The organism is Ructibacterium gallinarum, from assembly GCF_014982785.1.
GTDB classification, from domain to species: Bacteria; Bacillota; Clostridia; order Monoglobales; family Monoglobaceae; genus Ructibacterium; species Ructibacterium gallinarum.
In genome coordinates this window covers 98862-112798 of sequence record NZ_JADCKB010000009.1, presented here as the reverse complement: position 1 = coordinate 112798, position 13937 = coordinate 98862, and the positions used below count along the sequence as shown (strand labels likewise).

11 protein-coding genes and 1 other RNA gene are annotated in these 13937 nt (G+C 46.0%); 9 read left to right on the top strand and 3 right to left on the bottom strand.

Annotated elements, in window-relative coordinates:
• The first annotated feature begins 386 nt into the window (after nt 1–386).
• The 7 genes from rsxC to INF28_RS05950 all read left to right on the top strand — a co-directional run bounded on the left by rsxC (nt 387) and on the right by INF28_RS05950 (nt 7193).
• On the top strand, nt 387–1715 hold the full coding sequence (rsxC, locus tag INF28_RS05980; protein ID WP_226392555.1) for an electron transport complex subunit RsxC: 1329 nt from the start codon (nt 387–389) through the stop codon (nt 1713–1715).
• Nucleotides 1716–1812: 97 nt separating this feature from the next.
• A complete protein-coding gene (locus tag INF28_RS05975; protein ID WP_226392554.1) occupies nt 1813–2781 on the top strand; it encodes an RnfABCDGE type electron transport complex subunit D in 969 nt (322 codons plus the stop codon).
• Between the two features lies 1 nt (nt 2782).
• On the top strand, nt 2783–3358 hold the full coding sequence (locus tag INF28_RS05970) for an RnfABCDGE type electron transport complex subunit G (RefSeq protein WP_226392553.1): 576 nt from the start codon (nt 2783–2785) through the stop codon (nt 3356–3358).
• Nucleotides 3355–3984 (top strand): electron transport complex subunit RsxE, encoded by a 630-nt coding sequence (rsxE, locus tag INF28_RS05965; protein WP_226392552.1) that lies wholly within the window; start codon nt 3355–3357, stop codon nt 3982–3984. The genes INF28_RS05970 and rsxE overlap by 4 nt, the downstream gene beginning before the upstream one ends.
• Nucleotides 3974–4570, top strand: a complete 597-nt coding sequence (gene rsxA, locus INF28_RS05960) for an electron transport complex subunit RsxA (protein WP_226392551.1) — start codon at nt 3974–3976, stop codon at nt 4568–4570. Before rsxE ends, rsxA begins: the two co-directional genes overlap by 11 nt.
• A 15-nt stretch (nt 4571–4585) precedes the next feature.
• The gene (locus INF28_RS05955) at nt 4586–5419 is read left to right on the top strand and encodes an RnfABCDGE type electron transport complex subunit B (protein ID WP_226392550.1); all 834 of its coding nucleotides are present in this window, start codon (nt 4586–4588) and stop codon (nt 5417–5419) included.
• 67 nt (nt 5420–5486) lie between these two features.
• A complete protein-coding gene (locus tag INF28_RS05950; protein WP_226392549.1) occupies nt 5487–7193 on the top strand; it encodes a phospho-sugar mutase in 1707 nt (568 codons plus the stop codon).
• Between the two features lie 85 nt (nt 7194–7278).
• Here the strand turns inward: INF28_RS05950 and rnpB are convergent.
• From rnpB to serC, 3 genes are all read right to left on the bottom strand, one after another.
• An RNA gene (rnpB, locus tag INF28_RS05945) (RNase P RNA component class A) lies at nt 7279–7621 on the bottom strand.
• A gap of 6 nt (nt 7622–7627) precedes the next feature.
• The gene (locus INF28_RS05940; protein ID WP_226392548.1) at nt 7628–8788 is read right to left on the bottom strand and encodes a phosphoglycerate dehydrogenase; all 1161 of its coding nucleotides are present in this window, start codon (nt 8786–8788) and stop codon (nt 7628–7630) included.
• A gap of 24 nt (nt 8789–8812) precedes the next feature.
• Nucleotides 8813–9895: a 3-phosphoserine/phosphohydroxythreonine transaminase gene (serC, locus tag INF28_RS05935; RefSeq protein WP_226392547.1), complete on the bottom strand. Its 1083-nt coding sequence runs from the start codon at nt 9893–9895 to the stop codon at nt 8813–8815.
• Nucleotides 9896–10228: 333 nt separating this feature from the next.
• On the opposite strand from serC, the gene csaB reads away from it, so the two are divergent.
• A complete protein-coding gene (csaB, locus tag INF28_RS05930; RefSeq protein ID WP_226392546.1) occupies nt 10229–12529 on the top strand; it encodes a polysaccharide pyruvyl transferase CsaB in 2301 nt (766 codons plus the stop codon).
• Between the two features lie 38 nt (nt 12530–12567).
• Nucleotides 12568–13758 (top strand): ATP-binding protein, encoded by a 1191-nt coding sequence (locus tag INF28_RS05925; RefSeq protein WP_226392545.1) that lies wholly within the window; start codon nt 12568–12570, stop codon nt 13756–13758.
• Nucleotides 13759–13937 lie beyond the last annotated feature (179 nt).

Genomic DNA, 13937 nt, shown 5'->3' with positions numbered 1-13937 from the left:
CGCAATACATAGGTGGAACAGAACTGATAAATCAACATATCTTTTCGCCTTTACGCAAATTTTTAGAAATTTATTCTCATTAACAAAAGCAGCCCCTGCTTTCTGAGCGAAAACAGGGGTTTTTCTACAGGCTGTCAGCTTGATTTTCATGATAAATCAAGCTGTTTTTTTATGCCCTTTCTCTCCATATTTCTTTTTTATTTCTCTTTTGTAACATTCCTTTTATTTCACCAAACCTTCTATTGTAACGCCGCCTTTTTCCTTGACAAATCAAAAATAGAATTGTATACTTTAAATTATGTATATCGAATGAACAGAAGCGTATTTTCGACAAATTTTTAACATATTACTTAGCGCTCCGTTCATTTTAAAAAGGAGGAAAAGGCATGAAAACATTTCGGGGCGGCATACACCCAGACGGACACAAAAATGCCACCTGCGCCAAACCCATAGTGGATCTTACCCCGCCAGAAGAGCTGATTTATCCGCTTTCCCAGCACATTGGTGCACCGGCAGTTCCTGTGGTAAAACCCGGCGAATCCGTCTTAATGGGACAAAAAATTGCGGAAGCCGGGGGCTTTGTATCCTGCGGTATTCACGCTTCCATATCCGGAACCGTAAAAGCAATTGAAAAAAGGCTGCATCCCAGCGGTACTGTCATGGATTGTATCATTATTACAAACGATGGTAAAGACACCCCTGACCCTGCACTTTTACAGCCCAAACGGGATTATAAATCCCTGTCATCCAAAGATATGATTACTATAATTCAAGAGGCCGGTATTGTAGGCATGGGCGGCGCCGCTTTTCCCACCCATGTAAAATTCTCACCGCCGCCAGAAGCACATATTGATTATGTTATCATCAACGGCGCAGAATGTGAACCTTATTTGACCTCAGATCATCGTGCCATGCTGGAGACCCCAGATGAAATTATAACAGGACTCTGCATCATTCTTCAAATTTTTGGTCTAGAAGAAGGCTATATCGGAATTGAAAATAACAAACCGGATGCCATTGCTGTTCTGAAGGAAAAAACCGCACAATGTACGGAAAAAACCATTCACGTTGTCCCGGTCAAAACCAAGTATCCCCAGGGGGCGGAAAAACAGCTGATCAACGCCATTACAGGCCGAAAGGTCAAGCCCGGTCAACTGCCATGGCAGGTAGGCTGTATTGTTTCCAATATTGACACCTGTGCTTCTGTTATGCGGGCAGTGGTTGACCATCAGCCGCTGATGCGCCGGATTGTTACCATAGGCGGCGATGCATTAAAAAATCCTATGAACTACCGGGTTCGCATTGGCACCCCATTTTCTTACATATTAAATCAGTCCGGCGGCTTCTCAGAAGAACCGCAGAAAATTATTATGGGTGGCCCCATGATGGGTATTGCGGTTCCCAACGCCGATGTACCCGTCATTAAGGGCACCTCGGGGATTTTAGCCTTTGGGGCGGAATCCGCACGGCTTGACAGCGAACTTCCCTGTGTCCGCTGTGCCAAATGCCTATATGCCTGTCCTATGAACCTTCAGCCTAATCTGCTGGATAAAATGGCACGGGCAGATAATTTTGCAGCCCTTGAAAAATTACATATCAATGACTGTATTGAATGTGGCAGCTGTGCTTATGTCTGTCCATCCAAACGGCGGCAGGTACAGCAAATTAAGGTCGCAAAAATCAAAATGAAAAATGCACAGAATAAAGCACAGTAAAACATGTGTTTTGCTCTGTATGAAAGCATTCCTGCATGATCCGCCCACGATCACGCAGAACGGCTTATGATTTGTGGGCAGAAAGGCGTAATGGAATATGGGAGAAAAACTAATTGTATCACACGCGCCGCATATTGCGGGAAAAGATTCCATCCAGCGAATTATGCTGAACGTAGTCATTGCCCTGCTGCCGGCTCTAATTGCAGGCTGTATCGTATTTGGATACCGCGCTTTGATTGTCACCTTAATCTGCGTTGCCTCCTGCGTGATTTTTGAAGCACTATGGCAAAAGCTTTTGAACAAGCCTGCAACCATTTCAGACTTCAGTGCCGTTGTTACCGGTATGCTTCTGGCTTTTAACCTGCCAGCTAGCATCCCCCTTTGGATACCGGTCATTGGTTCCTTTTTTGCAATTATTGTTGTCAAGCAATTCTTCGGCGGCCTGGGACACAACTTTATGAACCCTGCACTGGGAGCGCGGGCGTTCTTGCTGGCTTCCTGGGCACTCGCCATGACCACCTGGCCCCAGCCGGGAACCAGTATTCCCCTGTTTTACACCGCAGATGTTGTCACCGCGGCCACACCGTTGGTTACCGATAACCCGCCCTCATATCTGCAATTATTTTTAGGAAATGTAGGCGGCTGTATCGGTGAAACCTCCACGCTTGCTATTTTGATTGGCGCCGCCTATCTTCTGTTTCAGGGCGTTATTCGGCTTCGGGTTCCCGTGGCCTTCATTGCCACTGTGGCACTGGGCGCCTGGATTTTCGGCGGAGAAAATGGGTTTTTCACCGGCGATTGGCTCTATCAGATTTTATCCGGCGGACTGATGCTTGGCGCCTTTTTTATGGCAACAGATTACAGCACCACGCCTTTTACTCCAAAAGGACAGATTATATTTGGTATCGGCTGTGGCATTATCACGATCCTTATTCGATTCTGGGGCGGCTATCCGGAAGGCGTTTCCTATTCCATTCTTCTCATGAATGTTGCCACGCCGCTGATCGACAAACTGACGGCACCGCGCCGGTACGGTACGTCCAAACTGAAAAAGGAGGCGGCATGACATGAAAGAAGTTCTTACACTTACCACCAAGCTTTTATTGATCTGCGCCATTGTCGCTGCCCTTTTGGCTGGCGTCAACATGGTAACCGAGCCCATCATTGCCGCAAATAATCAAAAAACCTTTGAAGCCTCTATGGCAGAGGTTCTGCCAGGCTCCAAATCCTTTGAAGAAATTGACTGTTCTGCGTTTACCCCGTCTGAATCAGGTGTAAAAGTGGATTCCGTTTATGCATCAGACAGCGGCTTTGTGGTCACAGCAATATGCTCGGAAGGCTATGGCGGCGACATTAGCGTTATGACAGGTATTACCAAGGATCTGGAAATTAAACAGGTCAAAATCATGAGCATGAGCGAAACCCCCGGACTGGGCGCAAAATCCACCGAACCAGAATTCTTAGATCAATATAAAGATCTCACAAAGGGAATTCAAGTCATTAAAAACAGTACCCCTTCCGGCAATGAAGTGGAAGCCATTTCCGGCGCCACCATTACCTCAAAGGCAGTGACCAAAGCGGTCAATACCGCGCTGGAAGCCGCCGCGTTCGCAAATACGCAAAAAGGAGGCAGCGCATCATGAAAACCTCACCGTTTAAAACCTTTCTCAACGGACTGATTACCGAAAATCCGACTTTTGTTCTTTTGTTGGGAATGTGCCCGACACTGGCAGTCACCACCGGTGTGACCAATGCTGTAGGGATGGGACTTTCCACGACAGCAGTTCTGATCTGCTCCAATATGGTCATTTCCCTGCTTCGGAATTTTATTCCCAACAAAATCCGGATTGCCTCTTATATTGTCATTATAGCAGGATTTGTCACCATTGTACAAATGCTGATGAACGCTTATGTACCTGCATTATCCGGCAGTCTTGGCATCTATATTCCTCTGATTGTGGTAAACTGTATTATTCTTGGCCGTGCAGAGGCTTTTGCTTCTAAAAACAACGTCCTGCATTCCGCCTTTGACGGTTTGGGCATGGGATTGGGTTTTACCTGCGCTTTGATTTTGATTTCTTCTGTCCGGGAAATTCTCGGAGCAGGAACCTTTGCAGGCATTCCCTTGTTCGGAGACAGCTTTCAGCCGGTTTCTATCATGATTCTTCCGCCGGGCGCATTCCTGACGCTGGGGATTCTCTTAGCCATCATCAACAGCATTACCAAAAAAATAAAAAACGCAAAGGAGGACGCAAACCATGGTTCGTGATTTACTTATCATCAGCATCGGCGCTATTTTGATCAATAACTTTGTTCTGGTGCAGTTTCTTGGTATCTGCCCCTTTTTGGGTGTTTCCAAAAAGGTAGAAACCGCTGCCGGCATGGGTTTTGCCGTCATTTTCGTCATGCTTTGCGCCTCTGCCATTACCTGGGTAGTGCAGGAGTATTTGCTGGCGCAATTCCACATTGAATATCTCCAGACCATTGCTTTTATCCTGGTCATTGCGGTATTGGTTCAGTTTGTGGAGATGTTTCTGCAAAAAAGTATTCCTTCCCTTTATAATGCTCTTGGGGTATACCTTCCACTGATTACCACAAACTGCGCTGTGCTGGGCGTCGCCATTCAAAATATCTCCAAATTTGGCGGGACCGAAATGAGCTTTTTAAAATCCCTGACCTATGGCACCTCTGCGGCCATCGGTTTTACCGTTGCCATTGTTCTATTTGCCGGTGTCAGAGAGCGTCTGGAAGGCGCCGACATTCCTTCTTTCTTAAAAGGAATGCCTATCGTACTGATTACCGCCGCCCTGTTATCCATTGCGTTTTTGGGATTTTCCGGGCTCAGCTTTCAATAAGGGAGGCAAGAAACTATGAATCAGATTATCATTCCTATTCTTATTATCGGCGGCATGGGCCTGCTGTTTGGCGCACTCTTGGGCGTTGCCTCCAGAGTTTTTGCCGTAAAAACAGACGAGCGCGTTCCTAAAATTCTAGATGCGCTTCCCGGCGCCAACTGCGGCGGCTGCGGCTTTGCCGGCTGCAGTGCCTATGCAAATGCACTGGTGAAAGGCGGTGTTCGCCCCAACATGTGTCCGGTGGGCGGCGAAGCGACTGCCCAAAAAATTGCGGAAATCCTGGGCGTAGAAAATGAAACCAAAGAAAAAATGGTTGCCCGGGTTCTCTGTAATGGTACACCCGAGCGTGCTCTTCAAAAGTATACCTTTGATGGTCCGCGTGACTGCCACAGCGCCGCACGTTTGGGTGGCGGAGAAAAAATGTGCCCTCACGGCTGCCTGGGCCTTGGCTCCTGTGTAAAGGTATGCAAATTTGACGCCATCTCCGTAGAAACCGGAGTTGCCGTGGTTGACCCAGACAAATGTGTTGCCTGCGGCGCCTGTGCGGCAGAATGTCCTAAAAAAATCATTAAAATTTTACCGGCAAAAAGCAAATATACCATTACATGTAAATCGGTGGAAAAAGGCAAGCTGACACGGCATGACTGCCAAGTTGGCTGTATCGGCTGCGGCATCTGTGCAAAAAATTGTCCCAAGGAAGCCATCACGGTCAAAGACAATCTTGCGGCGATTGATCCCTTAAAATGCGTAAACTGTGGCATTTGTGCGAAGAAATGTCCTCAGCACGCCATTAACCACGTGGATCAGCTGGGTGTTCATTTTGTGATACCGCCCAATCCAGCCGCATAGACATCTCCCCGCGCTTAGCCGCGGGGATTCTAATTCTATATAATTCAAAAAGAAAGCAGGAAAAATTATGGACGCATTAAAAACCTATGAAAAATGGATTGCCTGCGCAGATGAAAAAACTGCCGCAGAGCTTTCCGCTCTTACAGATCAAAATGAAATAAAGGACCGCTTTTATCGCGAACTGGAATTTGGTACCGGGGGCTTGCGCGGTGTCATGGCCGCCGGTACCAACCGGATGAATTCCTATGTGATTGGAAAGGCTACGCAAGGTCTTGCAGAATATATTAAGGAACAGGGAATAGACGCCCGCCGGCGTGGCGTAGTGATTGCACACGATTCCCGCAATCACTCCCGGGAATTTGCAGAACATACAGCGGCTGTCCTGCAGGCCAACAGTATTACCGTTTATCTGTTTGACAGCCTGCGCCCTACGCCCATGCTCTCCTTTGCGGTACGGTATTTGCACGCCTTTGCTGGAATTGTCATTACCGCCTCTCATAATCCCGCAGAGTATAACGGTTATAAGGTCTATTTTGAAGACGGAGGCCAACTGCCCCCCAGCGTTTCTGACCGCATTATTCATTACATTGACCGCATTGATCCTTTTACCGTTTCAGTAGAGCCGCCAGAAACGCCGGAAGAAGGTATTAAATTTCAGCTGATTGGCAAAGAAGTAGATGATGCCTATATTGCAGAAGTAAAAAAACAGGCGGTACACCCTGAACTCAGCAAAACTGGATACCGTCTGATTTATACCCCACTCCACGGTTCCGGAAACATTCCGGTTCGCCGTATTTTAAAGGAAACAGGCTTTGATCAGGTATTATTGGTACAAGAACAGGTAGAACCGGACGGAAATTTCCCTACTGTCAAATCCCCGAACCCTGAAAACAAAGAATGCTTTACCCGCGCCATTGCTCTTGCAAAAGAAAACAGCTGTGATTTAATTATTGGCACCGATCCCGATTCTGACCGTGTAGGCATTGTGGTCAGAGACCAATCCGGAGATTACATCACTATGACCGGGAACCAGGTCGGCGCACTCCTGACCAATTATATGCTTTCTCAAAAGCAGGCCATGGGTACGCTACCGCCAAACGGCGCGGTGGTTTCTACCATTGTAACCACAGGAATGCTAAAATCCATCTGCCAAAAATACGGCGTCACCTTCTTCCAAACACTGACTGGTTTTAAATTTATTGGTGAGAAAATTCATGAATTTGAACAGGAAAATTCCTACACCTTTTTGCTGGGGCTGGAAGAGAGTTACGGCTATTTGGCAGGCACTTATGCCCGGGATAAGGATGCGGTGGTTGCCTCTATGCTAATTGCCGAGATGGCCGTTTACTATCATCAGCAAGGGAAAACGCTGTATGATGTGATGCAGGACCTCTATCAGGAATATGGATATTATCTGGAAGAAACGGTATCCATTACCTTAAAAGGAATGGACGGCGCAGAAAAAATACAAGCCTTGATGTCCCAATTCCGAAACGCTCCTTTCAATTCCCTGGGCGACTATGAAATATGTGGACACAATGATTATTTGACTGGAAAGGGAATTCAAAACGGCACATCTTATTCTCTCTCTCTGCCCCAATCGAATGTACTTGAATTTCTCTTTGCCAATGGTTCCACCTTTGTCATTCGACCCTCTGGCACGGAGCCAAAAATCAAATTATATTATATGATTCGAGACAAAGATGCCAATGCCGCACAAGCAATGCTGCACGCGGTGCAGGCAGAAATGCAAAGCATACTAGGGCAAGCATAAAAAAGCCGATGCAGAGCAAGCGCTCTGTGTCGGCCTTTTTTTGAGAAGAAACAGAACAAATTTTCCGTCTCTAAAATCTAAAATTAATATCAGCAAACCGTAAGCCGGGTTCTGTCGCGGATGGTCATCTATCTGGGACGCATGTCGCCACACGCCTCAAGCCGCCTTCTCGGGAGATGCCGGACCAGCTTAGCCTCCCATTCAAGCGTTGCTCCGAGTGGGGTTTACAGCGCCCGTATGTCACCATACGGGCGGGTGAGCTCTTACCTCGCCTTTCCACCCTTACCCGCCAAAAGCGGGCGGTATCTTTCTGTTGCACTTTCCTTAGAGTCGCCTCCACAAGCCGTTAGCTTGCACCCTGTCCTATGGAGCCCGGACTTTCCTCACATAACAGCGACGCCGCTATGCGCGACCATCTGGTTTACTGATCTTTCTTACAGCACTGTAATCTTAATAACACCGTCAATTTTTTCCATATCAGCGGCTACTGCCGGAGAACAGCTGCCTGCAATATCAATAATGGTATAGGCATTATCGCCCTTGCTCTTATTAAGCATATTCTCGATATTAACGCCCTTGCTGGCAAGTGCATCTGTCAACTGTTTCAGCATATTAGGTACATTCTTGTGAAGAATGGTAATTCGCGTTCCAACTGCTTTCCCCATGTCGCAAGCAGGAAAATTCACGCTGTTGGTAATGTTCCCGTTTTCCAGAAAGTCCTTAATCTCGTCTGCGGCCATGACTGCACAATTTTCTTCACTTTCCGGAGTAGATGCACCAAGATGCGGCATACAAATAACATTGTCATGGGCAAGAAGCGCTTCACTTGAAAAATCCGTAATATAACAAGCCAGTTTTCCGCTGTCCAGCGCCGCAATCACATCGCCTTCGTCCACCAAGGTATCCCGCGAGAAGTTCAGCAGACGCGCCCCCGGCTTCATAGCCGCAAAGGCTTCAGAATTAAACATCCCCTTCGTCTCCGGTGTTGCCGGCACATGAATGGTAATATAATCTGCCTTTTCCAACAAAGTTTGAAGGTCATTTGCTTTATGCGCAAATCTGGTTAAATGCCATGCAGCATCTACTGACAAATACGGATCAAAACCGATTACATCCATGCCGAGATGATGCGCCGCATTGGCTACCCGAACGCCAATAGCTCCAAGGCCAACCACACCGAGGGTTTTCCCCTCAATCTCCGGTCCTACGAAATTGGACTTTCCCTTCTCTACCAGACCGGAAATAGCATCGCCCTGGCCAATCAATGTTTTTGTCCATTCGATTCCCTGCACGATCTTTCTGGAAGAAAGCAGAAGCGCTGCAATAACCAATTCTTTTACCGCATTGGCATTTGCGCCCGGTGTGTTGAAAACAACAATCCCTTTTTCTGTACATTTGTCAATGGGGATATTGTTAACGCCTGCACCGGCACGTGCCACAGCCCGCAAGCTCTCTGGCAGCTCCATATCATGCATTTTAAAGCTTCTTAAGATAATTCCGTCCGGATTGGCAATTTCGTCAGCACAAGTATAATTATCACCCAGACGCGCCAAACCCTTTTTGGAAATTTTATTTAATGTTTGAATCTGATACATAGCACTCAAGCCCTTTCTTTTTCTTTATTTATTGTTGGCTTCAAATTCCTTCATAAACGCAACCAAAGCTTCTACGCCCTCCAGCGGCATTGCATTATAAATGCTGGCGCGCATTCCGCCGACGGTTCTGTGGCCTTTCAGGTTCACAAATCCCTTTGCCTTTGCCTCTGCAATAAATTTGGCATTGAGCTCATCTGAATCGGTCACAAACGGTACATTCATCAAAGAACGATCCTCCGGAACCACTGTGCCTTTAAACATGGAAGACTGGTCCAGAAAATCATACAACACCTTCGCTTTTTTCACATTCTTTTCGTGCATAACAGGAATACCGCCCATGTTTTTGATCCATTCAAAAACCAGCTTACAAATATAAATTGCATAGGTCGGAGGTGTGTTAAACATGGAACCGTTACTTGCATGCGTTTCGTAATTTAACATGGTAGGCGTAAACTCCATGGCATTACCAATCAAATCTTCACGGACAATCACTACTGTTACGCCGGCAGGTCCCATATTCTTCTGCGCGCCTGCATAGATCAGACCAAACTTGCTGACATCCACTTCTTCAGAAAGAATACAAGAAGACATGTCGCTGACTACCACGGCATCGCCGAAATCCGGCATGGTGTTAAAGTGAGTTCCGTATATGGTGTTGTTATAAGTGATATGTACAAAATCCGCACCTGGAGTCAACATGGATTTATCTACCTTGGGCAGATAGGAAAAAGTCTTATCCGCGCTGGATGCAATATCATGCGCTTCCAGATAACGTTTTCCTTCCGCAAAAGCTTTTTTTGCCCACTGACCAGTAATTACATAGTCTGCCTTTTTATTCTTATTTCCCAGATTCAAGGGAATCATTGCAAACTGTGTAGATGCGCCGCCCTGCAAAAACAGTACCTTGTAATTGTCCGGGATATTCATGATTTCCCGCAGCAAGGCTTCAGCGTCATCAATGATTGCCTGGTATTCTTTGGAACGGTGGCTCATCTCCATAACGGACTGGCCGCTGCCGTTACAGTCCAGCATCTCCTTTTGCGCCCTCTCCAGTACTTCAAGCGGAAGCATGGAAGGTCCTGCCGAAAAATTGTAAACTCTACTCATGATAAACTCCTCCATTTTATTTAAACTTTTTATAATACGCCCAACCATCCTCTTTGATTCCCTGCTTTATGCGGAAAATCCCACAGTTTGGGTACGTTCTGTATAAAAAACTATAGAATGAACCTTTATATTATATACTTAATTTTTAAAAACGTCAACTGCTTTCGTCAAAAACCTCCCTGGCTTTTCTTATTTTTTCTTTTGGCTGTTGAAATTTGACAAAAAAGTATTGTATCTGTAAAAACAAAATTTTATTAGTTGACATCACCGCATAACTGTTATACAATAAAATTTATGATAAAATATTTCGCGGTATGCGGAAGGAGAATGTATATGCGGATTTTAATGGCAACCATGCAGCTTGACATCGGCGGCGCGGAAACCCATATTGTTGAACTATCCAAAGCGCTGGCACGGCGCGGCGTAGAGGTAATTGTCGCCTCCAACGGCGGAGCCTATGAGCAAGAATTAAAAGAAGCCGGCATCCGCCATATCAAGGTGCCGTTTCACAGCAAAAGTCCTCTCTGTCTCCGCCGCGCTTATCAGCTGCTGAAACAAATTATTTTTGAAAACCATATTGATGTGGTGCATGCACACGCAAGAATTCCCGCATTTTTGTGCGGCTTGCTGCACAAACGGTACCATTTTCGGTTTGTTACCACCGCCCATTGGGTATTTTCCACCCGCTTTCCCTATAATCTCCTGACCCGCTGGGGCGACCGCTCTTTGGCTGTCAGTGATGATATCAAAGATTATTTAGTGGAAAACTACGGAATTGATCCGGAGCATATCCGGGTTACCATTAACGGCATTGATACCGAAAAATTTTCAAGGGATACGGACTATTCTGCCGTAGCGCAGGAGTTTGGGCTTCAGAAGGGACGGACGCGCATTGTCTATGTTAGCCGCATGGATATTGACCGCAGCTTTGCCGCCCATAAATTGATTGAAATCACTCCGACGCTAACGGAAAAAATACCGAATCTAGAGGTCGTTATTGTCGGCGGCGGCAATGATTATGAAGCCGTCAAAAATGAAAGTGAAGCGGTAAACCAGAGGCTTGGCCGGCGGGTCATTATTACCACCGGAAGCCGCACCGATATCAACCGTTTTGTAGCCAGCGGCGACCTTTTTATCGGTGTCAGTCGGGCGGCACTGGAAGCGATGGCATGTGAAAAGCCCGCCATTATTGCAGGAAATGAAGGATATATTGGAATCTTTGATAAGGACAAACTACAAATTTGTATTGATACAAACTTTTGCTGCCGCGGCTGCGAAGCAACCTCTGCCGCTAAGCTCCAGGAAGACGTCCTTGCTGTTTTAACTGCCTCTCCGGAGCAGCAGGCACAGCTGGGCGCTTACGCCCGCCAAACTGTAATAGAACGGTATTCGGTGGAGACTATGGCAGATGACGCCATGAAAATGTACATTTCCATCATCAAAAACAGTAAAATTAATGAGGTTTCCTCCCAGGAGTTTGAGGATATTGACTCTTATTTGATTACAAATCCGATCCGGGAATCCAAAGGGAAAATCGACATTATGATTTCCGGCTATTACGGCTTTCACAACAGCGGCGATGACTCTATATTAAAGGCTATGGTAGACAGTCTCAGTGCCAACCGGCCTGAACTGCGAATCCTCGCGCTTTCCAATGACCCGGCAGAAACCCGAACCATTTACGGCATCGATGCCATTCACCGGTTTAACCTGCCGCGGATTTTATGGAACATGCGCAAAACCCGCCTGCTGATCAGCGGCGGCGGTAGTCTGATTCAAGACATTACCTCCGATAAATCACTGACTTATTATCTCAGCATCATTTATCTGGCCAAAAAGCTGGGAGCCAAAGTCATGCTCTATGCCAATGGTATCGGTCCCATCCGGCACGAAAGCAACCACAAACGAATCCGTAATGTGTTAAACCGGGTGGATCTCATTACACTGCGCGAGCCTTCTTCCCTGGAGGAATTAAAACGCTTTGGTGTCACTAAACCCAAAATCCTGGTAACTGCTGACCCAGCTTTTAATTTGGTAGCAGCTAGTCCTGAGGAATCGGCGGTTCTGACAGAAAAAGCAGGTCTTCCTTCTGGCAGTCGGTATTGCGGAATCGCTGTTCGGCCCTGGAAATACGCCGATCCCGATCTTGAAAAATACATTGCCCAGATTGCTGATTATATTAAAGAAAAACATCAATTGGAAATCTTGTTTATTCCCATGCAGGAAGCCAAGGATCTTCCCATTTCCCAAAGGATCTGTAATCTCATGAAAGAGAAGGGATATATTCTCAAAGGCCATCCCACGCCCTCACAGCAGCTGGGTGTTGTGGGCGGCGCCAGCCTGATTCTTGGCATGCGTTTGCATACTCTTATTTATGCGGCCAAAATGGGAACACCGGTCATTGGGCTAACTTATGACCCCAAAATCCAGGCAACCATGCATTATATCGGACAAGAATATACTGCATCGGTGGAGCACGTCAATCCACTGACCGTTTGCCGTTATGTCGATAAAATTACAAAAGAATATGAAGAACTTACTGCCAAGCTGAAGGAAGCCGGAAAAATATCCGGGGAAAAAGCGGTCGAAAACACACAGCTTGCTTTAAACCTTCTTGACAGCTGTAAATCATAAATTAATTTAGACTATAAAAAGAAAGGTATGACCATTTTATGAATCTTTTTATTTTTGACAACCTGACCCGTGATAGCATTATCCAATCCCTGCTCACCTTTCGCGAAACCGGAAGCCAGGAGGCTTATTATACCGCAGCACGGGGGTTAATTTCTTATGCCAGTCACAGAATTACTAAGCAAAGTATTATCCGTGAATATGTTCTGCGCACTATGCTGGAACAGGATGGGCTTCCGGACATTGTTCATTTGAGGGACTTTCTTCGCCAGGATATTAAAACCATTTACACCGAGCTTCTTGACATTGATTGGGATGCCTTATTCCATCGGCAAGGCCTTGTTTCACTGGACAATATTTGTACCCAAACCTTGCACACCGGTTTAAAAAGCTATGTTCTCTCGCTGCAAAGCATGATTGAATGCCAGTCCAACGAAGCGCTGGGCGGCGCTATCCTTGCCCACGCAGAAAGCTTTGGAACTGGAAAGGCCACTGCATATGCGGCACTGGAATGGGATGGCTCCGGGTTGATTGGCATCAACCGTCCCGATCCCATTCAGTTTGAGGATTTGACCGGTCTCCAGCATCAAAAGAAGGTGTTGATTGCCAATACCGAAAGCTTCCTCTGTGGGCAAAGCGCCAACGATGTTCTTCTGACAGGAAGCAGCGGAACAGGAAAATCTTCTTGTGTGAAAGCCTGCCTGAATATGTTTAAAGACCGTGGTCTTCGCTTGATTGAACTAAAAAAATCATACTTAAATGATCTCCCTCAGTTATTTACCACCATTAAAAATAACATATTAAAATATATTATTTTTATCGATGATCTCTCCTTTGAACCAGACGATATGAGCTATAAACTTTTAAAATCTGCTTTGGACGGCCAAGCGGAAATGCGCGGCAGCAACGTCTTGATCTATGCTACCTCCAACCGCAGGAGCCTAATCAAAGAAACCTGGTCCGAACGCGAGGGTTATCTCAGTGATGAAGTCCACCGCAATGAAGGCCTCAGCGAGCGCAAATCTCTGGCGTCACGATTTGGCATTAATCTCAGCTTTTTAACACCGACACAAAACGAATATTTACAAATTGTGGAAAATATGTTAATGAGCCGCGGAATTGAAATGACAGAGGAAATTCGTTCTAAGGCTTTGACATGGGAAATTAATTACAATGGTTTTTCGGGAAGAACAGCAAAACAATTTGTTGCCAGCATTTTAAGCAACCAATAAACATATACTACAATTGTATATCATTATTTTGCTGCCATTTCGAAAAAGCTTTTCTGCAAATTACATCCTCTCCTGACATTATTTTCAATTTTTCGGCATGAAAAAAGAAAGGATAGCAATATTTTGTAATTTTTAATTGCTTTTTCACAAAATATGTGGTATGCTGTAAGAGTTGATGA

Excerpts from the sequence above, each read along its gene's own strand:
- INF28_RS05940 (WP_226392548.1), bottom strand. The coding sequence starts at position 8,788 with ATGTATCAGATTCAAACATTAAATAAAATTTCCAAAAAGGGTTTGGCG.
- INF28_RS05970 (WP_226392553.1), top strand. The coding sequence starts at position 2,783 with ATGAAAGAAGTTCTTACACTTACCACCAAGCTTTTATTGATCTGCGCC.
- INF28_RS05975 (WP_226392554.1), top strand. The coding sequence starts at position 1,813 with ATGGGAGAAAAACTAATTGTATCACACGCGCCGCATATTGCGGGAAAA.
- INF28_RS05955 (WP_226392550.1), top strand. The coding sequence starts at position 4,586 with ATGAATCAGATTATCATTCCTATTCTTATTATCGGCGGCATGGGCCTG.
- csaB (WP_226392546.1), top strand. The coding sequence starts at position 10,229 with ATGCGGATTTTAATGGCAACCATGCAGCTTGACATCGGCGGCGCGGAA.
- INF28_RS05950 (WP_226392549.1), top strand. The coding sequence starts at position 5,487 with ATGGACGCATTAAAAACCTATGAAAAATGGATTGCCTGCGCAGATGAA.
- serC (WP_226392547.1), bottom strand. The coding sequence starts at position 9,895 with ATGAGTAGAGTTTACAATTTTTCGGCAGGACCTTCCATGCTTCCGCTT.
- INF28_RS05925 (WP_226392545.1), top strand. The coding sequence starts at position 12,568 with ATGAATCTTTTTATTTTTGACAACCTGACCCGTGATAGCATTATCCAA.
- rsxA (WP_226392551.1), top strand. The coding sequence starts at position 3,974 with ATGGTTCGTGATTTACTTATCATCAGCATCGGCGCTATTTTGATCAAT.
- rsxC (WP_226392555.1), top strand. The coding sequence starts at position 387 with ATGAAAACATTTCGGGGCGGCATACACCCAGACGGACACAAAAATGCC.
- rsxE (WP_226392552.1), top strand. The coding sequence starts at position 3,355 with ATGAAAACCTCACCGTTTAAAACCTTTCTCAACGGACTGATTACCGAA.